The sequence below is a fragment of the Ferrimonas gelatinilytica genome, assembly GCF_039544205.1.
In the GTDB taxonomy this organism is placed as follows: domain Bacteria; phylum Pseudomonadota; class Gammaproteobacteria; order Enterobacterales; family Shewanellaceae; genus Ferrimonas; species Ferrimonas gelatinilytica.
Genome location: NZ_BAABLF010000008.1, coordinates 235292 through 261622, shown reverse-complemented (window position 1 = coordinate 261622; position 26331 = coordinate 235292). Strand labels below are relative to the sequence as shown.

Genomic DNA, 26331 nt, shown 5'->3' with positions numbered 1-26331 from the left:
TACGGACTGGCCGCGCTTCCGGCAAGGGGAGAGGCTTTTCCCGGCAACCGGGGTTCGCTATGCTGGCGCCCTATCTTTATGGGGAGGCGGTATGGCGCTAGCGATGCAGTGGCAGTCGGTACTGGGGGCGGAGAAGCAGGCCCCCTATTTTGTTGAGATGATGGAACAGATCCAGCGGTGGCGTCGGCAGGGTGAGACCATCTATCCACCCTCGGAGCAGGTGTTCGAGGCGTTCCGGCGCACCGAGTTTGATCGGGTCAAGGTGGTGATCCTCGGGCAGGACCCCTACCACGGACCAGACCAGGCCCATGGCCTCAGCTTCTCGGTTCAACCCGGCGTCAAGGTGCCCCCCTCCCTGAGAAACATCTACAAGGAGCTGTCGGAGGATATCCCGGGTTTCCAGGTGCCGGATCACGGCAACCTGGGGTGCTGGGCCGACCAGGGGGTGCTGCTGCTTAATACGGTGCTGACGGTGGCGGCCGGACTTGCGCACTCCCACGCTAAGCTTGGCTGGGAGCGGTTTACTGATGAAGTGATCGCCCAGCTCAACGCCCGGCGGGAGGGGCTGGTGTTCCTGCTTTGGGGCAGTCATGCGCAGAAGAAGGGGAAGGGGATCGATCGCAGCCGCCACTCGGTGCTCTGTGCTGCTCACCCCTCACCGCTCTCCGCCTACCGGGGATTTTTTGGTTGTCGCCATTTCTCTCGGGTCAATGCCATCCTGGACAAGCAGGGGGATACCCCCATCGACTGGCAGCCCCCCTTGGCAGAATGAGTTGAAAACTGGGTGTGTTTGATGGGGATCATGGCCCCACGGGCTTGCGTTTGCCATGCTATCGAAGGACTACTCTTAAAGATGGAAAGGCAATAGGGCGGAACAGTTTATGTTGTTGGAAAGAATCCATACCGATCATAAGCACATAAGTAAACTATTGAACTTGCTTGATAAAAAAGCGATCCGGCTGGAGGATGGGGAAGCGATTAACCTCAACTTCCTTCGGGATGTGATCGACTATCTGCAGCGTTACGCCGACCACAGCCACCACCCGATGGAGGATATTCTTTACCACTACTATCTGGATAAGAATGGTGGCAGCCAAGGAGCCATACACCGGCTGGAGGAGGAGCACGCCATACTGCGTGAGGCGACGGATCAGCTGATGGACACGCTCAACATGATCCTCAATGATGCCGTGGTGCCCCGAGATCGCCTGATTGCCAATATCAAGGACTTTGCCGCGATGCAGCGCCGCCACCTGGCCCAGGAGGAGGAGCATGTACTGCCCAAACTGGAAAAGGAGCTGACGGATGAGGACTGGCAGAAAGTGGAGCAGAGAGTGTCCGAGACCTTGATTAAGGACCCGCTGTTTAATAATGAGAAAGACAGTGACTACGATGAGCTGAGGGCTTACCTGGCGGATCTGGGGGAGATTTAGCTTTCTCGGGATGCAGCCTAATGAAAAACGCCCCGCATTGCGGGGCGTTGTCGTTGGAGGCTTAGAAGTCGAGCAGTTCCTCTTCCAGACCGAAGCAGGGGTCGAGATCTTCCAGCTCCTTACGCAGTCTGGCCCGCTCTTTAATTGCTTCAATTTCCCGCCATTTGCGCTTCTTGCTGCCGCGACGGCTGGGCTTTTCAGTGGCACTACCTTCTGGCGAACCGTAATCCAAACGTTCCATATCTTATTACCCCCAACGGTTTTCCCTGTGTCCATTGTTTAAGTACCACAGCCGCAAAAGACTCTGCAACAACTTTGTTAAGTTTGTTATGGAAATGTAACTTTTGAGTCAGGTTCAGTATTTGGGCGCTCTTTAGCCCCTGCCTTTACTTGGGTTGGTAGCCTCTTTTGCCCCCTTTTTCTTCCGGTGTGGACTGGCTCCAACTCCGAAGGCGGAGCAGAAATCTGCTGGGGGAGATTCGGTCTGCAGCAGGGGACACTCGGCGTTTCAGGCCATCTTTGCCGTCAGAGCGATGGGGTGAGAGCGGGGGATTTACTCGTAACGGGAGATTGGAGCCAGGCCTGGGCCCCTCGACGTCATTGCCGAGTAGATAGCCGTGTAACCAACCTCCGGACGTGCACCGCCGCCTGTTGTGAACGCGGCCAGGCGAGTACCGGCTTGGCGACGAGTGCGGTCTTGGAATGGTAAACGCCCCTCGCGCTGGAGGGGCGTCGTCGCTTGGCGAGCTTAGAGCTTGCCCTGGCGCAGCAGGGTGATCAGCTGGTTGGTGGAAGCGTCCTGGGCCAGTGGGGCCTGTTCCGCTTCCAGCTCATCCAGAACTGCGTTGCCCAGCACTTTGCCCAGTTCCACTCCCCACTGATCGAAGGAGTTGATCTGCCATATCGCGCCCTGGACAAAGGTGCGATGTTCATAAAGGGCGATGAGGGCCCCCAGGGTGGCCGGGGTCAACTTGTCCATCAACAGGGTGTTGCTGGGGCGGTTGCCCGGCATCACCTTGTGGCGGGCCAGCTGTTCCAGTGCCTGCGGAGCCAGGTTGCGATCCGCCAGCTCCGCCTTGGCCTCCTCCAGTGTCTTGCCCTGCATCAGGGCCTGGGTCTGTGCCAGACAGTTGGCGGCCAGCATCTGGTGGTGGCGACCCAGGGGATTGTGACTCTGTAACGGCAGAATAAAGTCGGCGGGAATGAGCGCGGTGCCCTGATGCAGCAGCTGATGGTAAGCATGCTGGCCGTTGGTGCCCTCGCCGCCCCAGATCACCGGGCCGGTGCGGTAATCCACCGGCGTGCCGTCCAGGGCTACCCCCTTGCCGTTGCTCTCCATATCCAGTTGCTGGATGTAGGCGGGCAGACCGCGCAGGTAGTGGTCGTAGCTGAGGATCACCTGGCTTTGGCTGTCAAAGAAGTTGCTGTACCAGAGGGAGAGCAGGCCCATCAGAACCGGCATGTTTTGCTCCAGCGGTGCCTCCCGGAAGTGGCGATCCATCGCTTCGGCACCGGACAGCAGCTGCTCGAAGTGATCGAAACCCACCGCCAGGGCGATGGGCAGACCGATGGCGGACCAGAGCGAATAGCGCCCCCCCACCCAGTCCCACATCGGGAAAACATTATCGGCATCGATGCCGAATTCGACGGCGGCGGGCACATTGGAGCTGATGGCGACGAAATGGGCCGCCACATCGGCCTGGCTTGCGCCGCTGGCCAGGAACCACTCCCGGGCACTCTGGGTATTAGCCAGGGTCTCCTGGGTGGTGAAGGACTTGGAGGACATCACCACCAGGGTGGTCTCGGCGTTCACCTTCTTGAGCTTCTCGCTCAGGGCGGTGCCGTCAACGTTGGCCACGTAGTGCAGCCGCAGGGACTTGGCGTAGGGGCGCAGTGCCTCAGTGGCCACCTTGGGGCCGAGGAAGGAGCCGCCGATCCCGATGGCGATGACATCGGTAAAAGCTTTCCCTGTGTAGCCGGTGCGCTGTCCCTCGTGGATCTGCTCCACGAACCCCTTCATCTTGGCCAGGGTGGCGCGCACCTCGGGCATCACATCCTCGCCATCCACCATCACGGGGGTGTTTCCTGAGGCGCGCAGGGCGGTGTGAAGCACGGCGCGATTCTCGGTGCGGTTGATCGCGGCGCCGGTAAACATGGCGTCCCGCTGGCTTTCCAGCTCGCAGTCCCGGGCCAGCTCCAGCAGAGCCGCCAGGGTGGTGTCATCGATACGGTTTTTCGAGTAATCCAGCATCAGGCCGGCGGCCTTGACGCTATAGCGTTCGGCACGGCCCGGGTCTCGGGCAAAGGCGTCACGAAGGGATTGCTGTTCGATAGTCTGGCGCTGCTGCTTGAGGGCCTGCCAGATGGGTAGTTGCGTGAGTGAGGTCATGATGGTTCCCCAAAAGCTCGCCCGGGCAACATCTCCCGGGCGCGGTTCATTCCTTGATAGGGTCGTTGACTATGCGGCCAGTTGCTGGCGCAGCATGGTCTCCAGTTTATCCTGATCAATGGCGAAGTTGCGGATCCCTTCCGCCAACTTTTCGACCGCCATGGGATCCTGGTTCAGTTCCCAGCGGAACTGGGCTTCGGACAGTGGTGCCGGGCGCGGCTGTGCTTCGCCGCTGTAGCTCAGCTGGGCGCTGACTTCCGTCTCACTGTTGCTGAGCTCCTCTAGCAGGGCGGGACTGATGGTCAGGCGATCACAGCCGGCCAGGGCCAGGATCTCACCGGTATTGCGGAAGCTGGCGCCCATCACCACGGTTTCGTAAGCGTGCTTCTTATAGTAGTGGTAGATCTCGCTCACCGAGCGCACGCCGGGATCGTCCTTGCCCTGGTACTCTTCGCCGGTTTTCGCCTTGTACCAATCGAGGATACGTCCAACAAAGGGGGAGATCAGGTAGACCCCCGCCTCGGCGCAGGCACGGGCCTGGGCAAAGTTGAACAGCAGGGTCAGGTTGCAGTTGATCCCCTCATCCTCCAGCTGCTGCGCCGCCTGGATCCCCTCCCAGGTGGAGGCCAGTTTGATCAAGATGCGATCCGGACCGATCCCCGCCTCCTGGTAGAGCCGGATCAGCTTGCGGGCCTTGGCGATGGAGGCCTGGGTGTCAAAAGAGAGGCGGGCATCCACTTCTGTGGAGATGCGGCCGGGCACCAGCTTGAGGATCTCCACTCCGATATTCACGGCCAGTTTGTCGGCAGCGTCTTCCAACTGCTCAGCCGGGTCGTCGCTGTTCTGACGGGCGTAGTCGACGGCGTCCTCGATAAGACTGGCGTACTGAGGCAGTTGTGCCGCCTTAAGGATGAGTGACGGGTTGGTGGTGGCGTCCTGGGGATGGTAGCGTCGGATGGCATCAATATCGCCGGTATCCGCCACTATGGTTGTGAGGGATTTCAGTTGTTCAAGTGCATTGGCCATAAGAGAGTTCCGTTACTGTCTGGCGGAGGCATATGTCGTCATACCATTAAAGGAGATTTGTTCTGGAAAGCCAACCGCTTCGGTAAATAAATTACAGAACTCTCAATCCGCGGGGCAAAGGCGCATTATTTGCCCATAAAATTGTGATTTTGTTAGAAAGTTTACCAAACGGTTGTTTCTTATGCTCTCCGGAGTTCTCATGGCTTTTTCACCCTTCTGGAGATGACTTCCGGGGATGCGGCCAAGGTTACGATCGCACACCATTGTTAGACAAAACGTGACACTGAGGTTGGCCAGGTGGGGTTGTCCGTTATCTGTTTTGAAGCGGTTGTGTGGCACTGGTGTCGAGCGTCGTAGTTCGTTGTGCCATTTAGGTTGCTGGAGCTTTGCGGTCAGGTGGCTGGAATGATGCGGCGTGATCCGGATCACGCGCACTCTGGAAATGGGTATGCTAATGTGCCGCCCATCACCAATCGGCCGTAGCGGTGAACACCGCTAAAACCAGAACAAATCGGCAAATTTCGGTTGGTATTGGAGCATGAAGCTTCAGAACTGGGAAACGACATGAACTGGCCTGAGCCGGTGTGCTGCTGCGCGCCGGTTCCGCCACAGAGAGAACGGACATTATGCTTGATGCTTTTTTTGCGCCCATTGAGGCCATGATTGATGCGACCAACGGCCTGCTTTGGGGCAGTGTGTTGATCTACGTACTGGTCGCCGCCGGGGTGCTGTTTACCGTCATGACCGGATTCATTCAGTTCCGCCGCTTTGGCCACGGGGTCAAGCTGGTTAAAGAGGGACGTAACAGCACCGACGGTATCTCCTCCTTCCAGGTGTTTTGTACCTCCATGGCGGCGCGCGTGGGCACTGGCAACATGGCGGGGGTCGCCGTCGCGATCACCGTGGGTGGCGCCGGCGCCATCTTCTGGATGTGGCTGATCGCCCTGCTGGGGATGGCCACCGCCTTCATCGAATCCACCCTGGCTCAGGTCTACAAGGTAAAGGGCCAAGATGGCCTCTACCGCGGTGGCCCGGCTTACTACATGGAGCAGGGGCTGGGTAAGCGCTGGATGGGTTCCCTATTCTCCGTGCTGCTGATCATCGCCTTCGGCTTTGCTTTCAACGCGGCCCAGTCCAACACCATCGTGGATGCGGTCAACACCGCATTCGGGATCGATGAAGCGCTGATGGGCGTGGTGGTGGTGCTGGCTACGGCTTACATCATCAGCGGCGGCCTCAAGAAGGTGGCCAAGGTCTCCGAGCTGATTGTTCCGGTGATGGCGGTCCTCTACCTGGTGCTGGCGCTGATCGTGCTGGTGATGAACATCAGTGAAGTACCGGCGGCACTGGCGCTGATCTTCAAGAGTGCCTTTGGTCTGCAGGAAGCGGCCGGCGGTGCCATGGGTGCCATCATGGCAGGTGTGGCCCGTGGCCTCTTCTCCAACGAAGCCGGTATGGGCTCCGCGGCTAACGTCGCAGCCTCCGCGACGCCGAACCCGAACCACCCCGCTTCCCAGGGCTTCGTTCAGATGATTGGCGTATTCGTCGATACCCTGGTGATCTGTACCGCTTCTGCGGCGATCATCCTGCTCTCCGGGGTACTGGACAACCCTCAGGGCGAGGGTGGTATCGGCCTGCTGCAACTGGCGCTGACCAATGAGCTGGGCAGCTGGGCCTCCTACTTTGTGGCCTTCGCTATCCTGCTGTTCTGCTTCAGCTCCATCATCGCCAACTACAGCTATGCCGAGACCAACATCCTCTTCCTGACCAAGAGCAAGAAGGTCCTGTACGGCTTCCGCCTGGCGGTTCTGGCGATGGTGATGGCAGGCTCCGTGGCCTCCCTGACCCTGGTTTGGAACTTTGCCGATGTTTCCATGGGCCTGATGGCGCTGGTGAACATGATTGCGCTGGTGCTGCTCTCCAAGGTTGCCCTGGCGGTGATCAAGGATTACGAAGCCCAGTTGAAAGCCGGCCAAACGCCGGAGTTCAATGCCGGCACCGTGGCGGTACTGGAAGCTCAGCTGCACTGCGATACCTGGAAAGAGAGCGAGGAGAGCCGCAACGCCGGCCGCTAACCGCTGCGCGCAGGGCTAGCCCCTCCGCGTTTTTCCGAACAAGGCAATCGTCCACCACGCCCTCCTTCACAGGAGGGCGTGGTTTTTTTGTTGTACGTCGATTGCTACCATGACTGCCATACCACACCTGTTCTGTAACCGTTTCCAAGGAGCGACCTATGCTGGCGGTGATCTCTCCGGCCAAAAATCTGGACTTTGACACTCCCCCTCACGTTGAGGCGTACACCCAACCGGAACTCCTGGAAGAGGCAGAGCTTCTGATGAAGACCTGCCGTCAGTTGACCCCGGCGGATCTTGCCACCCTGATGAAGTTGTCGGATAAGCTGGCGGGACTCAATGCGGCGCGCTTTGCCGATTGGCACACCCCCTTCACGCCCGAAAGCGCCAAGCAGGCGGTGCTGGCGTTCAACGGCGATGTCTACACCGGCCTGGATGCGTCCTCCCTTTCGGCCTCCCAGCTGGAGTATGCCCAGTCCCACCTGGCGATCCTCTCCGGCCTCTATGGACTGCTGCGACCGCTGGATCTGATCCAGCCCTACCGACTGGAGATGGGGACGAAGCTGGCGAACTCCCGGGGCAAGGATCTCTATGCCTTCTGGGGTAGCCTCATTACCGAGGCCCTCAATGATCGGCTGGCTGAGCAGGGGGACAATGTCCTGATCAACCTGGCGTCCAACGAGTATTTCAAGGCGGTGCAGAAGCGTGGTCTGGATGGACGGGTGATCACCCCGGTGTTTAAGGACGCCAAGAATGGCCAATACAAGATCATCAGCTTCTACGCCAAGAAGGCGCGGGGGATGATGGCGCGCTACATGCTGGAGCAGCAGCCCAAGAGTCCGAAGGACTTGCAAGGGTTCGACCTGGGCGGCTACCGCTTCAGCGAGTCCGATTCCAGCGAAGATACGCTGGTATTCCTGCGCGAGGAGCAGGGCTAGGAACTTGGGCAGTGCGGGTTCTGGGCGGCATTCAGGTGTTAGGGAGGCGCCTGGGTTCTAGGTAGAGCCCAGGTACTAGGAAAGAGCCTGGGTACTAGGGAATAGCCTAGGTTCTAAAAGCAAAAAGCCGGGTACCCGGGGCATAAGGTGTAGACTCCTGCCTAGCACCTAGCACCTAGCACCTAGCACCTAGCACCTAGCACCTAGCACCTAGCACCTAGCACCTAGCACCTAGCACCTAGCACCTAGCACCTAGCACCTAGCACCTAGCACCTAGCACCTAGCACCTAGCACCTAGCACCTAGCACCTAGCACAAAAAGGCCCGGAGTAATCCGGGCCTTTTTTGTTTATCTCTCTTCCGGCAGTGGAATGGGGCGAAGATCCACCTCGGCATTGGCCATTAGCCAGGCGAACAGGGTATACACCGCGGCGCTCTGCCGGATGGCGTCGGGATCGATCTTATCGAAGGTGTCATCCGGGGTATGGTGGTAGTCGAAGTAGTCGGTGCCGTCCATCGACAACCCGGCAACCGGGACCCCAAGCGGCGGCAACACCGACACATCCGGCCCTCCCCAGCTGTGGTTGTGGCCACGCTCGACGCCCAGGGGGGCAAGCAGGGCGTGCATCTGATCGAAGGCGGGTAGGGCGCGTTCGTTCACACGGGAGTCGAGGCGGAAGATGGGGCCCGCACCGAAGTCTGCTTCGGCGGCGATAAAGTGTTTATCCAGCTCGCCTTTGTGGGCATCACGGTACGCCCTGGCACCCAGCAGGCCAATCTCCTCGGCGGCGTAGAGCACCACCCGCAGGGTGCGTTGTGGTCGCTGCTCCAGGGCCAGGATGTGGCCAGCGGCGGCGGTAACAATCCCCACGCCGGCGCCATCATCCAGGGCACCGGTGCCCTCATCCCAGGTATCCAGGTGGGCGCCGATCAACACGATCTCCTCCGCCTTGCGATCACCGGTGATCTCGCCGATGACGTTGTAGCTGGTGGTGGTGCCGTGATCCATCGCCTCCAGGTCGAGTTTGACCCGGATATCGCTGTCCCGGGCCAGCATGCGGGTCAGTTGATCCGCATCCGGCGGCGAGATGGCCACAGCCGGGATCCGGGCAACACCGTCGATATAACGCATCACGCCGGTATGGGCGAAGCGGTGGCTGCTGGTGCTGACGCTGCGAAGCAGCAAACCGACCGCTCCCTTCTTGGCCGCCTCCACAGCGCCGACACCACGAGCTTTGACTACGGGACCGTAGCCGCGACCCTCTTTATCCCGCTCCATCTTGTGATCGATAAACACCAACTTACCTGAAACCTGCTCCGGTGCGGCCGCCTGGAGATCCGCCAGGGTGGGGAAGCGGATGATCGATGCCTCTATCCCTCCCTCGGGGGTGGCGACGGAGTTGCCCAGGGCGGTGATCACCAAAGGCTGGGGGAAGGGCAGGGTAACGCGGGCATCGGCGTAGCCCCGCTCCCAGTGGGGGATCTCCACCGGCTCCAGGTAGACTCGGTCGAAGCCCATCTGCTGCAGTTTTGCCTGGGCCCAGGCGACTGCCCGGGCGTCCCCCTCGCTGCCGGCGAGGCGCGGGCCCACCTCGGTGGTCAGGCTCTCCACCGTCTGCAGGGCGCTGTCACTGGTCAGCGCATGTTGATGCAGGCGCTCGGCGTGGGTCAGGGTGGCTTGGGAGTAGGGGGTAGCGGAGGCCGCAGTGGACAGCAGAAGGCTGGTCATTCCCATAACGGCTGGGAGAAAACGATGAAACATGACGGTCCCTGTATCATGATACTTTGATGTAGGGCGTTACTTTATCAGGAAGAGATGGCGGGAAGGAACCGGACGGAGATCAGCGGGGAGCAAGGGTGTAGCGGCGGCGAAACGGCAATAAAAAAACCGGCCATCAGGCCGGTTTTTAAGATAGCTTACAAAGCGTAACTTACAGCGCTTTGATTTTCGCAGCCAAGCGGCTCTTATGACGAGCAGCTTTGTTCTTGTGGATCAGGCCTTTGGTGGCCATGCGATCCAGGATCGGCTGGGCAGCGTTGAATGCTTCGGTAGCAGCGGCTTTGTCGCCAGCGGCGATAGCAGCGATAACTTTCTTAACGTAGGTGCGCATCATGGAGCGACGGGAAGCGTTGTGCTGACGACGCTTTTCGCTGGTGATGGCACGCTTCTTAGCAGACTTGATGTTAGCCAAGTGCAAACTCCTAAAAACGGTGCAGTCTGGATTCTTACAAGGGTCGCGAATTTACTTAGTTATGCCCGCTTTGTCAACGACAATGAGCAAATAAGCGCCAGCTCTGCGAGCCAGCGGCCATATTTGGCCTTTCGCAACCCTTCTGGTTTAAGATGGGGCGAAATTCTAGCAGCATTCCCGCCCCGGTGACAGAGGGTGCGGTTTTTTTTTGTTTACCGGGAAACAGGGGGCCGGATCCGGCTCGCAATCCCACGCCTTCAGGATATTTTTTTTTGAGCAAAGTACTCGTCCGCTCCGGTTTGATCGTGAGCGCCATGACCTTGATCTCGAGGGTTCTCGGCCTCGCCCGCGATGTGGTAGTGGCCAACCTGATGGGAGCCGGTGCCGCTGCCGATGTGTTCTTCCTGGCCAACAAGATCCCCAACTTCCTCCGTCGCCTCTTCGCAGAGGGAGCCTTCGCCCAGGCTTTCGTGCCGGTGTTGGCCCAGTACCAGCATAAGGAGGGGCCTGACGCGGTGCGGGAGTTGATCGCCCGGGTCAGTGGCACCCTGGGCGGGATCGTCACTTTGGTGACCCTGCTGGGGGTGATCGGTTCGCCGATCCTGGCTGCGCTGTTTGGAACCGGTTGGTTCGTGGCCTGGCTCGGGGGGGAGCCCGAGGGGGAGAAGTTCCTGCTGACCGCGTTGATGCTGAAGATCACCTTTCCTTATCTCTGGTTTATCACCCTGACGGCCCTCTCCGGGGCGATCCTCAATACGCTCGGGCGTTTCGCGGTTGCCGCTTTTACCCCGGTATTCCTGAACGTCACCATTATTGCCTGTGCCCTTTGGCTGGCTCCCCAGCTGACCCGGCCTGAGCTGGCGCTGGCCTGGGGGGTGTTTTTCGGCGGCCTGGTGCAGTTTTGCTTCCAACTGCCCTTCCTTTGGCGCACCGGAAACCTGGTCCGCCCTCGTTGGGGCTGGCACCACCCGGGGGTGGTTAAGATCCGCCAGTTGATGATCCCCGCGATGTTCGGGGTCTCGGTGAGCCAGATCAACCTGCTGTTCGATACCCTGATCGCCAGCTTCCTGATGACCGGCTCCATCAGCTGGCTCTACTACTCCGATCGCTTGCTAGAGTTTCCCCTGGGCCTGTTCGGTATCGCCATCGCCACGGTGATCCTGCCCGCTCTCTCGCGCAAACACGCCGGTACGGAACCGGAAGCCTTTGCCCGCACCCTCGACTGGGGCGTCCGCTCGGTGCTCCTGGTAGGGATACCGGCGATGCTAGGGTTGATGGTTTTGGCCCAGCCGATGCTGATGGTGCTCTTCATGCGCGGTGCCTTTACCACGGCCGACACCCAGATGGCGGCGGTGAGCCTGTTGGCCTATTCCTCCGGATTGCTCAGTTTTATGCTGGTTAAGGTGCTGGCGCCGGGCTACTACGCTCGCCAGGATACCCGGACGCCGGTACGTTACGGCATCATCGCCATGGTGGCGAACATGGGCTTTAACCTGGCGCTCGCGATCCCCTTCAGTTACGTGGGGCTGGCGCTGGCCACCTCCGCGTCCGCCACCCTTAATGCGGCCCTGCTATATAGAGGGCTGAAACGTCAGGGGGTGTATGAGTTGAACGCGAAGAGCCTGGGGACGATCGGCCGCATGCTGCTGGCAGGCATCGCCATGGCTGGCACCTTGCTCTACCTGGTGCCGCCGGAGAGTCAGTGGCTGGCCTGGAGCCTGATGGAGCGGATCCAGTGGCTGTTTGCCTATATCGGCATCGGGGCCATCGTTTACCTGCTCTCGTTGCTGTTGCTGGGATTGCGGCCAGCGCAGCTAAAGAGCGCGTGAGGTTCACCGGCCTCTGAGGTATAATCCGGCGATTTTCAACGCAAAGACGTGCTGTAGATCCATGGAGCTGATCCGAGGTATTCACAATCTGGCCGAGCGCCATCGGGGCTGCGTGCTCACCATCGGTAACTTCGATGGGGTGCACCGTGGTCATGCGGCAGTGATCGATCGCCTGGTGGCGGTGGCGCGTGAGCATGGCGTACCGGCCACGGTGATGCTGTTTGAACCCCAACCCCAGGAGTTCTTCCTCGGTCAACGGGCCGCTGCCCGTCTCAGTCGACTGCGGGATAAGTTGACCCGACTGGCAGAGCTGGGCGTCGACCGGGTGCTGTGCGTGCGTTTCAATTACGCGCTGTCACAGCAGGACCCGGATGCCTTTGTGGAGCAGTTGCTGGTGCGCAAGCTGGGGGTTCGTTACCTGGTGGTGGGCGATGACTTCTGTTTCGGGAAGAATCGCCGGGGCGATTTTGCCCTGCTTCAGCAGGCGGGGGAACACCACGGCTTTGCCGTGCAGGATACCGCCAGCTGCCTACTGGGCCGGGACAGGATCTCCAGCACCCTGATCCGCCAAGCCCTGGCGAAGGGAGACCTGGCCGCCGCCGAGCGGATGCTGGGGCACCCTTACTACATCAGCGGACGGGTAGCCCACGGCGATAAACTGGGGCGGACCCTGGATTTCCCTACGGCCAACGTGCTGCTCAAGCGCACCGTGGTGCCGGTTCGGGGGGTCTTTGCGGTACGCGTGAAAACCCAGGATGGCAGATGTCACCTGGGGGTCGCCAACGTGGGACGCCGCCCGACGGTGGCGGGTCTACAGTGTCGATTGGAAGTGCACATTTTTGATTTTAACGCTGACCTTTATGGTCAGCACCTGCAGGTTACGCTGGTTAGCTGGCTGCGGGATGAACAACGCTTTGCGTCCTTAGAGGCGCTCAAAGCCCAGATCCAGGCGGATGCGCAACAAGCCCGAGCCCGGCTTGCAGACGCCCAACTCCCTGTTTGATTTACCGGATGGTGTGACCCTAAATGGTTGATTACAAGACGACTCTGAATCTGCCTGAGACTGAGTTCCCGATGCGTGGGAACCTGGCCAAGCGCGAACCTGAAATGCTCCAGAACTGGGACGAGAAGGCGCTGTACAAAGCGATCCGCGCCAGCCGTCAGGGCGCCAAGCCGTTTGTGCTGCACGATGGCCCTCCGTACGCCAATGGTGATATCCACATCGGTCACTCCGTCAACAAGATCCTCAAAGACATCATCGTCAAGGCCAAGACCCTGTCTGGCTTCGATGCGCCCTACATCCCGGGTTGGGACTGTCACGGTCTGCCCATCGAGCTGAAGGTGGAGCAGAAGGTCGGTAAGCCGGGCCAGAAGGTATCCGCCGCCGAGTTCCGTCAGAAGTGCCGGGAGTACGCCAAGACCCAGGTAGAGGGCCAGAAGGCCGACTTCATCCGCCTGGGTGTCCTGGGTGAGTGGGATAAGCCCTACCTGACCATGGACTTCGATACCGAAGCCAACATCATCCGTGCCCTGAGCAAGATCATCGACAACGGCCACCTGCACAAAGGGGCCAAGCCGGTGCACTGGTGTACTGATTGTGGTTCCGCCCTGGCTGAGGCCGAGGTGGAGTACGAAGATAAAACCTCGCCGGCCATCGATGTGCGCTTCAAGGCGGACGATGCCAAGCTGGTGGCGGACAAGTTTGACTGCGCCGAAGGCCATCAGGGTGAAGGGCCGATCTCCGCTGTGATCTGGACCACCACCCCCTGGACCCTGCCCGCCAACCGCGCCATTGCGCTGCACGCCGACGTGCAGTACGCCCTGGTGCAGGTCGAGGGGGAGCAGAAGGAGCGCTTGATCCTGGCTGCGGATCTGGTCAAGGAGGTGATGGATCGTGCCGGCATCGAGCACTACCACAACCTGGGCTTCTGCACCGGCAGCAGCCTGGAGTTGCTGCAGTTCAAGCACCCCTTCTACGATATGCGGGTTCCGGCGATCCTGGGTGATCACGTGACCACCGACTCCGGTACCGGCTGTGTACACACCGCGCCTGGCCACGGTCAGGATGACTTTGTGGTGGGCAACCGCTACAACCTGGAGGTCGCCAACCCGGTGGGCAACAACGGTGTCTACCTGCCGGATACTCCGCTGTTCGCGGGCCAGCACGTCTTCAAAGCCAACGGCCCCATCGTCGAGGTGCTGAAGGAGAAGGGGGCGCTGCTGCACCATGAAGCGTTCCGCCACAGCTACCCGCACTGCTGGCGCCACAAGACCCCTATCATCTTCCGTGCCACCCCGCAGTGGTTCATCTCCATGGATCAGGCTGGCCTGCGCGCTCGCTCCCGCGAGGAGATCGAAAAGGTGCAGTGGATCCCGGACTGGGGCCAGGCCCGCATCGATACCATGGTGGCCAACCGCCCGGACTGGTGCATCTCCCGTCAGCGTACCTGGGGTGTGCCCATTGCCCTGTTTGTTCATAACGAGACCCAGGCCCTGCACCCGCGCAGCGTTGAGCTGATGGAGCAGGTGGCCCAGCGGGTCGAGAAGGCCGGGATCCAGGCCTGGTGGGATCTGGACGCCGCCGAGCTGCTGGGCGATGACGCCGAGCACTACAGCAAGGTGAGTGACACCCTGGACGTCTGGTTTGATTCCGGTGTTACCCACGCCTCGGTGGTGGATGCCCGTGAGGAGTTCCACGGCCATGGTGCCGACCTCTACCTGGAAGGGTCAGACCAGCACCGCGGCTGGTTCATGTCCTCCCTCATCTCCTCCGTGGCGATGAAGGACCAGGCCCCTTACAAGCAGGTGCTGACTCACGGCTTCACCGTGGACGGCAAGGGTCGCAAGATGTCCAAGTCGCTGGGCAATGTGATGAGCCCGCAGCAGGTGGTGAACAAGCTCGGCGCCGACATTCTGCGTCTCTGGGTGGCCTCTACCGATTACACCGGTGAGATGACGGTCTCCGATGAGATCCTCAAGCGCAGCGCCGACGCCTACCGCCGGATCCGTAACACCGCACGCTTCCTGCTGGCCAACATGAACGGCTTCAACCCCGCCACCGATATGGTGGCGCTGGAGGAGATGGTGGCGCTGGATCGCTGGATCGTGGCCCGTGCCCACGCCATGCAGGCAGAGATCGTCGCCGCCTACGAGAGCTACCAGTTCCACCAGGTGACCCAGAAACTGATGCAGTTCTGCTCCGTGGAGCTGGGCAGCTTCTACCTGGATATCATCAAGGATCGCCAGTACACCGCCAAGGGCGATGGCCTGGCCCGCCGCTCCTGCCAGAGCGCCCTGTTCCTGATCACCGAGGCCCTGGTGCGCTGGATGGCCCCGATCATGAGCTTTACCGCCGACGAGGTTTGGCAGCAGATGCCGGGTGAGCGTGGCGAGTTCGTCTTTACCCAGTACTGGTATGACGGCCTGGCGCCGATGGCGGAGGACGCGGCCCTCAGTAACGACGAGTGGCAGCAGATGGTGGCGGTGCTCGGCGAGCTGAACAAGGCGCTGGAGCAGGCCAAGGCGGAGGGGATCAAGAACCGTCTGGAGGCGGACGTGGTGCTCTATGCTGACGGCGAACTCAAGGCCCTGCTGGAGCGTCTCGGTGATGAGCTGCGCTTCGCGTTGATCACCTCTAACGCCAGGGTGAAACCCCTTACCGAGGCCAAGGGCGCTGTCAGCACCGAGATCGATGGCCTGCTGGTCTCCCTGAGTAAGACCGCCGCCGTTAAGTGTGAGCGCTGCTGGCACCACCGTGAAGATGTGGGTCAGTTCGCCGACCACCCGACCCTGTGTGGCCGCTGTGTCACCAACGTCGATGGTGATGGCGAGGTGCGTCAATATGCTTAAGCAGGCCTGGGCAGAACGCCCCCGTAACTGGCGCGACAGTGGCTGGGTGTGGCTGTGGATCAGTGTCGTGGCACTGGTGGCCGACCAGATCACAAAGTGGCTGACCGTGGCGTACATGGAGTACGCCCAGGTGATCCCGCTGATCCCCAACCTCAACCTGCGCTACGTCCACAACGAGGGCGCAGCATTCAGCTTCCTCGCCGATGCCGGTGGCTGGCAGCGTTGGGGGTTCGCCCTTTTTGCCCTGCTGGTGTCTGCCGGCCTGGTGGCGATGCTTCGGGCTGAAAGGGCGGGGAACCGCCTGCTGGGCTGCGCTTATGCCCTGATCCTCGGTGGCGCGATAGGCAACCTGATCGATCGCGTGGCTTACGGCTACGTCATCGACTTTATCGATTTTTACGTGGGTAACTGGCACTGGCCGGCGTTTAACATCGCCGACAGCGCCATCTGCGTCGGCGCCGGATTGATGATCCTGGATGCCTTTTTGCAATCCAAGTCGGCGCAACCCGCCAATGGAGGTCCCAATGAGTGATGCAGTAGTGGGCCCCGGCGCCCAGGTGTTTTTGCACTTCAACGTTGAATTGACCGATGGCAGCGTGGCGGACAGCACCCGCGCCCACGGCAAGCCTGCCCGCCTGACCCTGGGGGATGGCAGCCTGAGTGCCGGTATGGAGAAGGCCCTTCTGGGGCTGAGCAAAGGCGACAAGAAGCGCTTCAGCCTGCCGCCCGAGGAGGCGTTCGGTCAACCCAACCCGGATAACATCCAGCATATGGATCGTACCCAGTTTGCCGCTGATGCGGAGCTGACCGAGGGCACCATCATGGCGTTTACCGCCATGGACGGGAACCAGTTCCCCGGGGTGATCCGCGCCATCGAGGGCGACTCTGTCACCGTGGATTTCAACCATCCGTTGGCGGGCCAGACGGTGCTGTTCGACATCGAAGTGCTGGATGTGATCCTCAGGGAGGCGTAATGAAAGTCTTGATGGCCAACCCGAGAGGGTTCTGTGCCGGCGTTGACCGTGCGATCAGCATCGTCGAGCGGGCTCTGGAGCTGTTTGAAAAGCCGATCTATGTGCGTCACGAAGTGGTACACAACCGCTACGTGGTGGAGGGGCTGCGTCAGCGCGGCGCGGTGTTCGTCGAGCAGCTGGAGCAGGTGCCGGATGACAGCATCGTTATCTTCTCCGCCCACGGGGTGCCCCAGTCGGTGCGAGATGAAGCCAAGTCCCGCGGCCTCAAGGTGTTTGACGCCACCTGTCCCCTGGTGACCAAAGTGCATATGCAGGTTACCCGGGCCAGCCGTCGCGGTACCGAGTGTGTCCTGATCGGCCACGCCGGCCACCCGGAGGTGGAGGGCACCATGGGGCAGTACAGCAACCCGGAAGGGGGGATCTACCTGGTGGAGTCGCCGGACGACGTGGCCCGGCTGGTGGTGAAGGATGAGGCCAACCTCACCTTCGTGACCCAGACCACCCTGTCGATGGATGACACCGCCGAGGTGATCGAAGCGCTGAAGCAACGCTTCCCGTCGGTGGAGGGGCCCCGTAAGGACGACATCTGTTACGCCACCCAGAATCGCCAGGATGCGGTGCGGGAACTGGCGGCCGAGAGCGACCTGGTGCTGGTGGTGGGGTCGAAGAACTCCTCCAACTCCAACCGCCTGCGTGAACTGGCGGAAAAGTCCGGCAGTCGCGCCTACCTGATCGATGGTGCCGAAGATATCCGCCGCGAATGGCTCGAGGGGGTGAAGACCCTGGGAGTGACCGCCGGAGCCTCGGCGCCGGATGTGCTGGTCCGCGGCGTTATCGAGGCCCTCAAGGGCCAGGGGGCCGTAGAGGTGGTGGAAGCCGAAGGTCGCGAGGAGAACGTGGTGTTCCACGTCCCCGCGGAGCTGCGCTAAGCGCGCTGTCCCGGCCGCAAGCCCCGCATCAAAAAGGCGCCCTCTTCGGAGGGCGCCTTTTCGTTGGGAGAGGTGAGTCCGGATCAGTCCAGCTGGGCCTTGAGCTGGTAGAGCAGATCCAGGGCCTGGCGCGGCGTCAGGTTGTCCGGCTGGAGCGACGCCAGCGTGTCCAACACCGGGTGCGGCTCCGCCAGCAGGGAGAGCTGGGCATCGGCCGGCTGCAGTGCCGCGCCGTTGCCGGGCTGGTTGTTTGGCTGCTGCTCCAGGTGGCTGAGGCGGCGCTTCGCGGCCTGCACTACGGATTTTGGCACCCCTGCCAGTGCGGCGACCTGCAGCCCGTAGCTGCGGCTGGCCGGCCCCTCCTGCACCGCGTGCATAAAGGCGATGCTGTCGCCGTGCTCCACTGCATCCAGGTGGACATTGACCACCCCTTCCAGCTGCTCCGGCAGCTGGGTCAGCTCGAAATAGTGGGTGGCGAACAGGGTGAGGGCGCGGATCTGGCTGGCGAGCTGCTCCGCCGCAGCCCAGGCGAGAGAGAGGCCGTCGTAGGTGGAGGTACCGCGGCCGATCTCATCCATCAGCACCAGGGAGTGCTCGGTGGCGTTATGGAGGATGTTGGCGGTCTCCGTCATCTCGACCATGAAGGTGGAGCGGCCGGAGGCCAGGTCATCCGAGGCACCGATGCGGGTGAAGATCCGATCCACCGGGCCCAGCACCGCCTGTTGGGCAGGAACGAAGCTACCGATGTGGGCCATCAGGGTGATCAGCGCAGTCTGACGCATGTAAGTGGATTTGCCCCCCATGTTGGGGCCGGTGACGATCAGCATGCGGCGCTGGGGATCCAGGTGCACCGGGTTGGCGATAAAGGGTTCCTTGAGTACCTGCTCTACCACTGGATGGCGGCCACCATCGATGGTGATCCCCGGTTGCTCCGTCAGTTGCGGGCGGTGGTAGTCCAGAGTCTCGGCCCGTTCGGCGAGGGTCTGGAGCACATCCAGCTCGGCGCAGGCGAAGGCGCACTCCTGGAATGCCGCCAGGGAGGGCAGCAGCAGATCGAACAGCTCTTCGTACAGCCGCTTCTCCAGTGCCAGGGCCTGGCTCTGGCTATTGAGCACCTTGTCCTCGTGGGCTTTGAGCTCGGGGATGATGAAGCGCTCGGTGTTTTTCAGGGTCTGGCGCCGGATGTAATCGCTGGGCACCAGGGCCGCCTGTGCCCGGCTAACCTCGATGAAGTAGCCGTGTACCTTGTTATACCCCACCTTGAGGGTGGCGATCCCGCTGCGGCTCTTCTCTCTCAGCTCCAGCTCCTGGAGGTAGTCCGTTGCCCCCTTGGAGAGGGCGCGCAGCTCATCCAGTTCGGCGTTGTAGCCCTCGGCCAACACGCCACCGTCGCGGATAACCACCGGCGGATTATCGCAGATGGCGCGCTCCAGCAGTGCCAGGGCCTCGGGGAAGGTGCCGATCTTCTGGCGCAGCTGCTCTGCTTTGCGCCCCTCCAGATCGCCGAGGCAAAGCTGCAGCGCCGGCAACTGCCCCAGCGCCTGTCGCAGCCGGCTCAGATCCCGGGGTCGGGCGCTGCGCAGCGCGAGACGGGCGACCACCCGCTCCAGATCGCCGATGGGCTTGAGCGCATCGGCAAGCTCCAGGTAGAGGCCACTCTCCTTGATGGCGGCCACCGTATTCAGGCGGGCTTCCAACACGGTTCGCTGGGTCAGCGGCTGGTGCAGCCAGCGCTTGAGCAGCCTTGACCCCATGGCCGTAGTGCAGTTATCCAGCACTGCGGCCAGGGTGTTGTCGCTCCCCCCGCCCAGGTTGTGGGTCAGCTCCAGGTTACGACGGGTGGCGGCATCCAGCACGATGTGGTGGCCATCCTGCTCCTTGAGCAGGGTGCGAATATGGGGCAGGGCGGTGCGCTGGGTATCCTTGACGTACTGCATCAGGCAGCCTGCGGCACAGAGGGCACGCTCCGCCTGCTCCACACCGAAGCCGGTCAGGTCTCGGGTGCCAAACTGGCTGTTGAGCAGTTGCCGTGCGGTGCCCAGTTCAAACTCCCACTCGGGCCGGCGTCGCAGCCCCTTGAGGCTTTCCAGCAGCTCCTGGCGGGGAAAGAGTTCGGGGTAGAGCAGCTCCGCCGGACGGGTGCGTTGAAGCTCCGCAGCCAGGGCATCGTCATCCTCCAGCTCATTGACGGTAAATCGGCCGGAGGCGATATCCAGGGTTGCGTAACCGTATTGGCCCCGGCGCTCATACACCGCGGCAAGCAGGTTGTCCCGCCGCTCCTCCAGCAGCGCCTCGTCGGTAACGGTACCGGGGGTGACGATCCGCACCACTTTGCGCTCCACCGGCCCCTTGGAGGTGGCGGGGTCGCCAATCTGCTCGCAGATCGCTACGGAGACGCCCCTGTGCACCAGGCGGGCCAGGTAGCCCTCCACGGCATGGTAGGGAACCCCCGCCATGGGGATGGGATCGCCCGCGGCGTGGCCCCGCGCGGTCAGGGAGATGTCCAGCAGTTCGGCGGCACGCTTAGCGTCGTCGAAAAAGAGTTCGTAGAAGTCGCCCATCCGGTAGAACAGCAGCACGTCCGGGTGCTCGGCTTTGATGGAGAGGTACTGACGCATCATCGGCGTATGCTGGGCGGGTTCTGCGCTCGCTTGCTTGGCCACGGGGACTCCCATAAGTTGATTTTTTGCGGCCGACTATCATACCGCAAAGGCACCGAACTGCACCGTGGGGAAGGAATTTTCCTGACAGGGTTGATACTGTATGACTGTACAGTATACTAGCCTGCATCAACCTAATTTCGTATCGCCACTTTGGAGCTGAAGGAATGGACGAGAACAAAAAACGCGCGCTCAGTGCTGCGCTCGGTCAGATTGAGAAGCAGTTTGGTAAAGGTTCCATCATGCGCCTGGGCGATGCGACCACCCTGGATATCGAGTCCGTCTCCACCGGCTCCCTGGGCCTGGACATCGCCCTGGGTATTGGCGGCTTACCTTACGGCCGTATTGTCGAGATCTACGGGCCAGAGTCCTCCGGTAAGACCACGCTGACTCTGCAGGTGGTGGCGGAAGCACAGAAGCAGGGTAAGACCTGTGCCTTTGTGGATGCCGAGCATGCCCTGGATCCGGTTTACGCCGAGAAGCTGGGCGTTAACGTGGACGAGTTGCTGGTGTCCCAGCCGGATACCGGGGAGCAGGCGCTGGAGATCTGCGACATGCTGGTACGCTCCGGTGCCGTGGATGTGGTGATCGTCGACTCCGTGGCAGCCTTGACCCCCAAGGCGGAGATCGAGGGCGAGATGGGGGACTCCCACGTCGGCCTCCAGGCCCGCCTGATGTCCCAGGCGCTGCGTAAGCTTACCGCCAACATCAAGCGCTCCAACACCCTGTGCATCTTCATTAACCAGATCCGGATGAAGATCGGCGTGATGTTCGGCAGCCCGGAAACCACCACCGGTGGTAACGCACTCAAGTTCTACGCCTCTGTGCGTCTGGATATCCGCCGCATTGGTGCCATCAAGGATGGTGACGAAGTGGTGGGTAACGAAACCCGCGTCAAGGTGGTGAAGAACAAGGTGGCACCGCCGTTCAAGCAGGCCGAGTTCCAGATCCTTTACGGCGAAGGTACCTCCAAGCATGGGGAACTGATCGACTGGGGTGTGAAGCAGAAGCTGGTCGAGAAGTCCGGTGCCTGGTACAGCTACAAAGGGGAGAAGATTGGTCAGGGTAAGGCCAACTCCATCCGCTTCCTGAAAGAGAACGTGGGCATCGCCAATGAGATCGAGGGGCTGCTGCGGGATCAACTGCTGGTTGCCGCTAAGCCGGCAGCCGAAGAGGAAGAGGCGCTGACTGAGGCGCAGGAACTCTCTTAAGGTTCCATGGCGAGCAAGGAGTCGGGCGGCCAGAGTGCGCTGGCCGCTGCGGTGGGACTGCTGTCCCGCCGCGATCACAGCCGCGGAGAATTGAAGCGTAAGCTTCAGCTTCGCGGCTTTTCTGTTGAGGAGATCACCGCCGCTATCGAGCGGGTGATTGAGCTCAGATACCAGGACGACGGCCGCTTTGCCCTGGCTTTTGTACGTTACCGAAGCCAGTCCGGTAAGGGGCCGCGGCGATTGAGGGCGGAGCTTAAAGAGCGCCAGGTTGACGATGCCCTGATCAAGGCTGCGCTCTCCCAGGAGGAGATCGACTGGTTTGAGCTGTGCCGGGAAACCCGGCTGCGTAAGTTTGGCGAAGCCCCGCCCAAGGAGTTCAAGCTGCGCCAGAAAGTGCAACGCTATCTGGCTTACCGGGGCTTTGAGATGGAGCAGATCCGCTACGCCCTCTCTGACAACGACTGAAAAGTGGCCGACCGCCGGGTCCAAATGGTGGCAAATGCGCCAGGGCTCTGGTTTGCCGCGAGAGGTTCTGGATATAATTGGCCGTTTATATCGCCGCGCAGCATTGCGTCCGGCTTGAGCCAGTTTTTTCAGGATGACCGTATGCACATGACAACCGCCGAGATCCGGGAAGCGTTTCTGGAGTACTTCCGTAAAGAGGGCCATGAAGTGGTTCCCTCCAGCTCCCTGGTACCCCACAACGATCCCACCCTGCTGTTCACCAATGCGGGGATGAACCAGTTTAAGGATTGTTTCCTCGGCGCCGAGCAGCGCAGCTACGTCAGAGCGACCAGTGCTCAGCGTTGTGTACGGGCCGGCGGCAAGCATAACGACCTGGAAAACGTCGGCTTTACCGCGCGGCACCATACCTTCTTCGAGATGCTGGGTAACTTCAGCTTCGGTGACTACTTCAAGCACGACGCCATCCGCTACGCCTGGACCTTCCTCACCGAGGTACTGCAGCTGCCGAAGGAAAAGCTCTGCGTGACCGTCTACCAGAGCGATGATGAAGCCTACGATATCTGGGCCAAGGAGATCGGCGTAGCACCGGAGAACATCATCCGTATCGGCGATAAGCCGGGTAAACCGGCGTACACCTCCGACAACTTCTGGCAGATGGGCGATACCGGTCCCTGCGGCCCCTGCACCGAGATCTTCTACGATCACGGCGAAGGGATCTGGGGCGGCCGCCCCGGCACGCCGGAGGAGGATGGCGATCGTTTCATCGAGATCTGGAACATCGTCTTCATGCAGTTTAACCGTCATGCCGATGGCACCATGGAGCCGCTGCCCAAGCCCTCCGTGGACACCGGCATGGGGATCGAGCGGGTGGCGGCGATCATGCAGGGTGGCCACTCCAACTATGACATCGATGTCTTCCAGCGCCTGATCAAGGCCGCCGCCGAGGTGACCGGTGCCACCGATCTGGATAACAAGTCCCTGCGGGTGGTGGCGGATCACATCCGCTCCTGTGCTTATCTGATCGTCGATGGGGTGATGCCCTCCAACGAAGGGCGCGGCTATGTTCTGCGTCGCATCATCCGTCGGGCTATCCGCCATGGCCGCAAGCTGGGCGCCACCGACACCTTCTTCTACAAGCTGGTGGGTGAACTGGCCGACGTAATGGGCAGTGCCGCCGTTGAGCTGAAACAGCAGCAGGCGATGGTTGAGAAGGTGCTCAAGATCGAGGAGGAGAACTTTGCCCGCACGCTGGACCGCGGCATCGCCCTGCTTACAGACGCACTGGATAGCCTGGCGGGCAAGGAGCTCGATGGCGAAACCGTCTTCAAACTCTATGACACCTTCGGTTTTCCGGCCGACCTGACCAATGATGTCGCCCGTGAGCGTGGCTTTACCATTGACGAAGCGGGTTTCGAAGCCGCGATGGAAGCCCAGCGTCAGCGCGCCCGTGAAGCTGGCCAGTTTAGTGCGGATTACTCCAAGGTGTTGACCATCGAGGGCAGCACCATCTTCACCGGTTATGACCGGGATCAGGACAGCGCCGTGATCCAGAGGATCTACGTTGATGGCGAAGCCACCGAACAGCTGGCGGAAGATTGCGAAGCCCTGCTGGTACTGGATCGTACCCCCTTCTACGCCGAGTCTGGTGGCCAAGTGGGAGACTGCGGTGAGATCCTGACCGACAGCGGTCTTTTCCGCGTGACCGATACCCAGAAGGTGGGCAATGCCATCACCCATAAGGGTCGCCTGGTCAGCGGTGCCCTGGCTTGTGGTGACGCGGTGGAGGCCAAGGTGGACCGTGTTCGTCGTGCCGCGATCCGCCTCAATCACTCCGCCACTCACCTGCTGCATTCCGCCTTGCGCAACGTGCTTGGCGATCACGTGGCCCAGAAGGGGTCACTGGTGATGGCGGATCGCCTGCGTTTCGACTTTGCGCACCTCGAAGCGATGAGCCGCGATGAGATCGCCGAGGTGGAGGCCCAGGTGAATGAACAGATCCGGGCGAACCACAGTATCGATACCGAACTGATGGATATTGAAGCGGCCAAAGAGCGCGGTGCCATGGCGCTGTTTGGTGAGAAGTACGATGATCAGGTACGGGTGCTCGCCATGGGGGACTACTCCATCGAGCTGTGTGGTGGTACCCACGCCAAGCGTACCGGCGACATCGGCTTCCTTAAGATCGTCTCCGAGAGCGGAATTGCCGCCGGCGTGCGCCGCATCGAAGCGGTGACCGGCGCCGGCGCCCTGGCCCATATCCGCGACCAGGAAGCCCAGCTAAGCCAGGCGGCGAGCCTGGTCAAAGCAGACAGTGCTTCCGTGGCCAGTAAGGTGAAAGGGCTGCTGGATCGTAACCGTTCGCTGGAGAAAGAGCTGGAACAGCTTAAGCAGAAGCTCGCTTCCGCCGCCTCGGCCAACCTGGTGGATCAGGCAGTGGAGATCGGCGGTGCCAAGGTGCTGATCAGCCAGCTGGAAAACGCCGACAGCAAGGCGTTGCGCGGTATGGTGGATGACCTGAAAAACCAGCTGGGCAGCGGGATCGTGCTGTTGGGTAACGTGGCGGATGGCAAGGTCGGCCTGGTTGCCGGGGTAACCAAAGATCTGACTGCCAAGGTAAAAGCCGGTGAGCTGGTGAACGTGGTTGCTCAGCAGGTTGGAGGTAAGGGAGGCGGTCGTCCGGATATGGCGATGGCCGGTGGCAGTGATGCCGCAGCCCTGCCTGCCGCTCTGGAAGGGGCCAAGACCTGGTTGACTGAACAGCTGTAATCGGAGCCTTTGTGGCACTATTGGTTCAAAAATTTGGTGGCACCTCGGTGGGTTCGTTCGAACGCATCGAGGTAGTCGCAGACAAGCTCGCCCGCGCCTACCGCGCGGGCGAGCAGCTTGTGGTGGTGCTCTCTGCCATGGCCGGTGAGACCAACCGCCTGCTGGGGCTGGCAAAGTCCGTCGCTGCGGATCCTGATCCCCGCGAGCTGGATCTTTTGGTCAGCACCGGGGAGCAGGTCGCGATCAGCCTGATGGCGATGGCGCTGCAAAAGCGGGGGATCCCCGCCCGGGCACTGCTGGGTGATCAGGCGGGTGTACTCACCGACTCTCGTCATGGCCGGGCCAGGATCACGAGCGTTGAGCCGGAACCCCTTCGAACCTTATTGGCCCAGGGGGTGGTCCCCGTGGTGGCTGGGTTCCAGGGGCGCTGCCCGGCCAACGGCGTGACCACCCTTGGCCGGGGTGGGTCGGATACCACGGCGGTGGCCATCGCTGCGGCCCTCAAGGCCGACGAGTGTCAGATCTTTACCGACGTTGACGGGGTATACACAACGGATCCACGTATCGAGCCTCGGGCGCGTAAAATGGACACCATCAGCTTCGAGGAGATGCTGGAGCTTTCCAGTCTGGGTGCCAAAGTGTTACAGATCCGGTCGGTGGAGTATGCCGGACGTTACAATGTGCCTTTGCGAGTCCTGTCGAGCTTTCAGGAAGGCAGCGGAACTTTAATCACTTATGAGGACTCTCTTATGGACGCGCCCCAGGTTTCCGGCATCGCCTTTACTCGTGATGAAGCCAGTCTGACGCTGGTGGGCGTTCCGGATGAGGCGAATGTGGCGGCGCAGATCCTGACCCCGATCGAGGAGGGTGGTATCGATGTTGATATGATCGTCCATACCAACACCGGGGACGGCAAAGCCGACTTTACCTTTACCGTCAGTCGAACCGACTGTAACCAGGCATGTCGCCTGCTTCAGCCGGTGCTGGCCCAGTTCGGGATCGACAACCTCAAGATCAATCAAGATCTTTGCAAGGTGTCGGTTGTCGGTGTCGGAATGAAGAACCATACTGGGGTAGCCAGTCGTATGTTCCAAACTTTGGGGCGCGAGGGGATCAGCGTACAGTTGATCGCCACATCGGAGATCAAGATCTCGGTTGCCATGGAACAGAAATATCTGGAGCTTGCGGTGCGCAGCCTCCATAAAACCTTCGATTTAGCCGCAGATGAGTAAATACGTCTAGGTGGCTATAGATTTAATCTGGTCTAACTTTATAATACCGCTAAAAGATTCTACCGCCGCAGCGGAATGAGTTAGAGAGAGAGGAGCAAACGAATGCTGATTTTGACTCGCCGTGTGGGCGAAACTTTGATGATCGGTGACGAAGTCACCGTGACCGTTTTGGGTGTGAAAGGCAACCAGGTACGCATCGGTGTTAATGCACCGAAAGAGGTGTCTGTGCACCGTGAAGAGATCTACATGCGCATTCAGGCCGAGAAAGATGGGGGCAGTGCCCCGAGCGGCAATTTCTGATCTGCGTTGAGCCGGCCATGTGAGCCGGCTTTTTTGTGTCCACCGGGCCTGTTTCCCCTCTCTCATC

General features: G+C 60.9%; 21 protein-coding genes. 15 read left to right on the top strand and 6 right to left on the bottom strand.

Features of this window, described 5'->3' with window-relative positions; translation table 11 throughout:
- Nucleotides 1-91: 91 nt before the first annotated feature.
- Together ung and ABD997_RS08485 are read left to right on the top strand one after the other, a co-directional pair.
- Nucleotides 92-772 carry a uracil-DNA glycosylase gene (gene ung, locus ABD997_RS08490; protein WP_345316579.1) on the top strand — a complete coding sequence of 227 codons (681 nt, stop codon included), beginning with the start codon at nt 92-94 and terminating at the stop codon, nt 770-772.
- 109 nt (nt 773-881) lie between these two features.
- A complete protein-coding gene (locus tag ABD997_RS08485) occupies nt 882-1433 on the top strand; it encodes a hemerythrin domain-containing protein (RefSeq protein WP_345316578.1) in 552 nt (183 codons plus the stop codon).
- 61 nt (nt 1434-1494) lie between these two features.
- On the opposite strand, the gene ABD997_RS08480 is transcribed toward ABD997_RS08485, so the two are convergent.
- The 3 genes from ABD997_RS08480 to tal form a co-directional block, all read right to left on the bottom strand.
- Complete coding sequence (locus ABD997_RS08480; protein WP_345316577.1) at nt 1495-1674, bottom strand: DUF3545 family protein; 180 nt, start codon at nt 1672-1674, stop codon at nt 1495-1497.
- A 507-nt stretch (nt 1675-2181) separates the two neighbouring features.
- Nucleotides 2182-3822: a glucose-6-phosphate isomerase gene (gene pgi, locus ABD997_RS08475; protein ID WP_345316576.1), complete on the bottom strand. Its 1641-nt coding sequence runs from the start codon at nt 3820-3822 to the stop codon at nt 2182-2184.
- A 69-nt stretch (nt 3823-3891) separates the two neighbouring features.
- Nucleotides 3892-4848, bottom strand: a complete 957-nt coding sequence (gene tal / locus ABD997_RS08470) for a transaldolase (RefSeq protein ID WP_345316575.1) — start codon at nt 4846-4848, stop codon at nt 3892-3894.
- A 626-nt stretch (nt 4849-5474) separates the two neighbouring features.
- On the opposite strand from tal, the gene ABD997_RS08465 reads away from it, so the two are divergent.
- Together ABD997_RS08465 and yaaA are read left to right on the top strand one after the other, a co-directional pair.
- Nucleotides 5475-6923, top strand: a complete 1449-nt coding sequence (locus tag ABD997_RS08465; protein WP_345316574.1) for an alanine/glycine:cation symporter family protein — start codon at nt 5475-5477, stop codon at nt 6921-6923.
- Nucleotides 6924-7081: 158 nt separating this feature from the next.
- Nucleotides 7082-7858 carry a peroxide stress protein YaaA gene (yaaA, locus tag ABD997_RS08460; protein ID WP_345316573.1) on the top strand — a complete coding sequence of 259 codons (777 nt, stop codon included), beginning with the start codon at nt 7082-7084 and terminating at the stop codon, nt 7856-7858.
- A gap of 348 nt (nt 7859-8206) precedes the next feature.
- On the opposite strand, the gene ABD997_RS08455 is transcribed toward yaaA, so the two are convergent.
- Nucleotides 8207-9586, bottom strand: coding sequence for a M28 family peptidase (locus tag ABD997_RS08455; protein ID WP_345316572.1), 1380 nt, complete (start codon nt 9584-9586; stop codon nt 8207-8209).
- 202 nt (nt 9587-9788) lie between these two features.
- The gene (rpsT, locus tag ABD997_RS08450) at nt 9789-10049 is read right to left on the bottom strand and encodes a 30S ribosomal protein S20 (protein WP_345316571.1); all 261 of its coding nucleotides are present in this window, start codon (nt 10047-10049) and stop codon (nt 9789-9791) included.
- Nucleotides 10050-10321: 272 nt separating this feature from the next.
- Here rpsT and murJ point away from each other — a divergent pair, with 272 nt between their 5' ends.
- The 6 genes from murJ to ispH all read left to right on the top strand — a co-directional run bounded on the left by murJ (nt 10322) and on the right by ispH (nt 17630).
- Nucleotides 10322-11878, top strand: a complete 1557-nt coding sequence (murJ, locus tag ABD997_RS08445; RefSeq protein ID WP_345316570.1) for a murein biosynthesis integral membrane protein MurJ — start codon at nt 10322-10324, stop codon at nt 11876-11878.
- Nucleotides 11879-11939: 61 nt separating this feature from the next.
- Nucleotides 11940-12881, top strand: coding sequence for a bifunctional riboflavin kinase/FAD synthetase (gene ribF / locus ABD997_RS08440; protein WP_345316569.1), 942 nt, complete (start codon nt 11940-11942; stop codon nt 12879-12881).
- A gap of 23 nt (nt 12882-12904) precedes the next feature.
- Entirely contained in the window at nt 12905-15727 is a 2823-nt protein-coding gene (ileS, locus tag ABD997_RS08435; protein WP_345316568.1) for an isoleucine--tRNA ligase, read from the top strand.
- Entirely contained in the window at nt 15720-16259 is a 540-nt protein-coding gene (gene lspA / locus ABD997_RS08430; protein ID WP_345316567.1) for a signal peptidase II, read from the top strand. The genes ileS and lspA overlap by 8 nt, the downstream gene beginning before the upstream one ends.
- On the top strand, nt 16252-16701 hold the full coding sequence (fkpB, locus tag ABD997_RS08425) for an FKBP-type peptidyl-prolyl cis-trans isomerase (RefSeq protein ID WP_345316566.1): 450 nt from the start codon (nt 16252-16254) through the stop codon (nt 16699-16701). Before lspA ends, fkpB begins: the two co-directional genes overlap by 8 nt.
- Nucleotides 16701-17630, top strand: coding sequence for a 4-hydroxy-3-methylbut-2-enyl diphosphate reductase (gene ispH, locus ABD997_RS08420; RefSeq protein WP_345316565.1), 930 nt, complete (start codon nt 16701-16703; stop codon nt 17628-17630). Before fkpB ends, ispH begins: the two co-directional genes overlap by 1 nt.
- 83 nt (nt 17631-17713) lie before the next feature.
- Here the strand turns inward: ispH and mutS are convergent, their stop codons facing one another.
- Nucleotides 17714-20251 (bottom strand): DNA mismatch repair protein MutS, encoded by a 2538-nt coding sequence (gene mutS, locus ABD997_RS08415; protein WP_345316587.1) that lies wholly within the window; start codon nt 20249-20251, stop codon nt 17714-17716.
- A gap of 206 nt (nt 20252-20457) precedes the next feature.
- Here mutS and recA point away from each other — a divergent pair, with 206 nt between their 5' ends.
- The 5 genes from recA to csrA all read left to right on the top strand — a co-directional run bounded on the left by recA (nt 20458) and on the right by csrA (nt 26264).
- Nucleotides 20458-21501 (top strand): recombinase RecA, encoded by a 1044-nt coding sequence (recA, locus tag ABD997_RS08410; protein WP_345316564.1) that lies wholly within the window; start codon nt 20458-20460, stop codon nt 21499-21501.
- 6 nt (nt 21502-21507) lie between these two features.
- Nucleotides 21508-21966, top strand: coding sequence for a recombination regulator RecX (gene recX / locus ABD997_RS08405; protein WP_345316563.1), 459 nt, complete (start codon nt 21508-21510; stop codon nt 21964-21966).
- A gap of 141 nt (nt 21967-22107) precedes the next feature.
- The gene (gene alaS / locus ABD997_RS08400; protein ID WP_345316562.1) at nt 22108-24732 is read left to right on the top strand and encodes an alanine--tRNA ligase; all 2625 of its coding nucleotides are present in this window, start codon (nt 22108-22110) and stop codon (nt 24730-24732) included.
- 11 nt (nt 24733-24743) lie between these two features.
- Nucleotides 24744-25964: an aspartate kinase gene (locus ABD997_RS08395; RefSeq protein ID WP_345316561.1), complete on the top strand. Its 1221-nt coding sequence runs from the start codon at nt 24744-24746 to the stop codon at nt 25962-25964.
- A 102-nt stretch (nt 25965-26066) separates the two neighbouring features.
- Entirely contained in the window at nt 26067-26264 is a 198-nt protein-coding gene (csrA, locus tag ABD997_RS08390; RefSeq protein ID WP_345316560.1) for a carbon storage regulator CsrA, read from the top strand.
- The last annotated feature ends 67 nt before the right edge of the window (nt 26265-26331 follow it).

Bases quoted from the DNA above. Each gene is read 5' to 3' on its own strand.
- pgi (WP_345316576.1), bottom strand. From the start codon at position 3,822: ATGACCTCACTCACGCAACTACCCATCTGGCAGGCCCTCAAGCAGCAG.
- ribF (WP_345316569.1), top strand. From the start codon at position 11,940: ATGGAGCTGATCCGAGGTATTCACAATCTGGCCGAGCGCCATCGGGGC.
- alaS (WP_345316562.1), top strand. From the start codon at position 22,108: ATGCACATGACAACCGCCGAGATCCGGGAAGCGTTTCTGGAGTACTTC.
- fkpB (WP_345316566.1), top strand. From the start codon at position 16,252: ATGAGTGATGCAGTAGTGGGCCCCGGCGCCCAGGTGTTTTTGCACTTC.
- ABD997_RS08480 (WP_345316577.1), bottom strand. From the start codon at position 1,674: ATGGAACGTTTGGATTACGGTTCGCCAGAAGGTAGTGCCACTGAAAAG.
- ABD997_RS08485 (WP_345316578.1), top strand. From the start codon at position 882: ATGTTGTTGGAAAGAATCCATACCGATCATAAGCACATAAGTAAACTA.
- lspA (WP_345316567.1), top strand. From the start codon at position 15,720: ATGCTTAAGCAGGCCTGGGCAGAACGCCCCCGTAACTGGCGCGACAGT.
- csrA (WP_345316560.1), top strand. From the start codon at position 26,067: ATGCTGATTTTGACTCGCCGTGTGGGCGAAACTTTGATGATCGGTGAC.
- tal (WP_345316575.1), bottom strand. From the start codon at position 4,848: ATGGCCAATGCACTTGAACAACTGAAATCCCTCACAACCATAGTGGCG.
- ung (WP_345316579.1), top strand. From the start codon at position 92: ATGGCGCTAGCGATGCAGTGGCAGTCGGTACTGGGGGCGGAGAAGCAG.
- ispH (WP_345316565.1), top strand. From the start codon at position 16,701: ATGAAAGTCTTGATGGCCAACCCGAGAGGGTTCTGTGCCGGCGTTGAC.
- yaaA (WP_345316573.1), top strand. From the start codon at position 7,082: ATGCTGGCGGTGATCTCTCCGGCCAAAAATCTGGACTTTGACACTCCC.
- recA (WP_345316564.1), top strand. From the start codon at position 20,458: ATGGACGAGAACAAAAAACGCGCGCTCAGTGCTGCGCTCGGTCAGATT.
- mutS (WP_345316587.1), bottom strand. From the start codon at position 20,251: ATGATGCGTCAGTACCTCTCCATCAAAGCCGAGCACCCGGACGTGCTG.
- ABD997_RS08465 (WP_345316574.1), top strand. From the start codon at position 5,475: ATGCTTGATGCTTTTTTTGCGCCCATTGAGGCCATGATTGATGCGACC.
- recX (WP_345316563.1), top strand. From the start codon at position 21,508: ATGGCGAGCAAGGAGTCGGGCGGCCAGAGTGCGCTGGCCGCTGCGGTG.
- ileS (WP_345316568.1), top strand. From the start codon at position 12,905: ATGGTTGATTACAAGACGACTCTGAATCTGCCTGAGACTGAGTTCCCG.
- ABD997_RS08455 (WP_345316572.1), bottom strand. From the start codon at position 9,586: ATGACCAGCCTTCTGCTGTCCACTGCGGCCTCCGCTACCCCCTACTCC.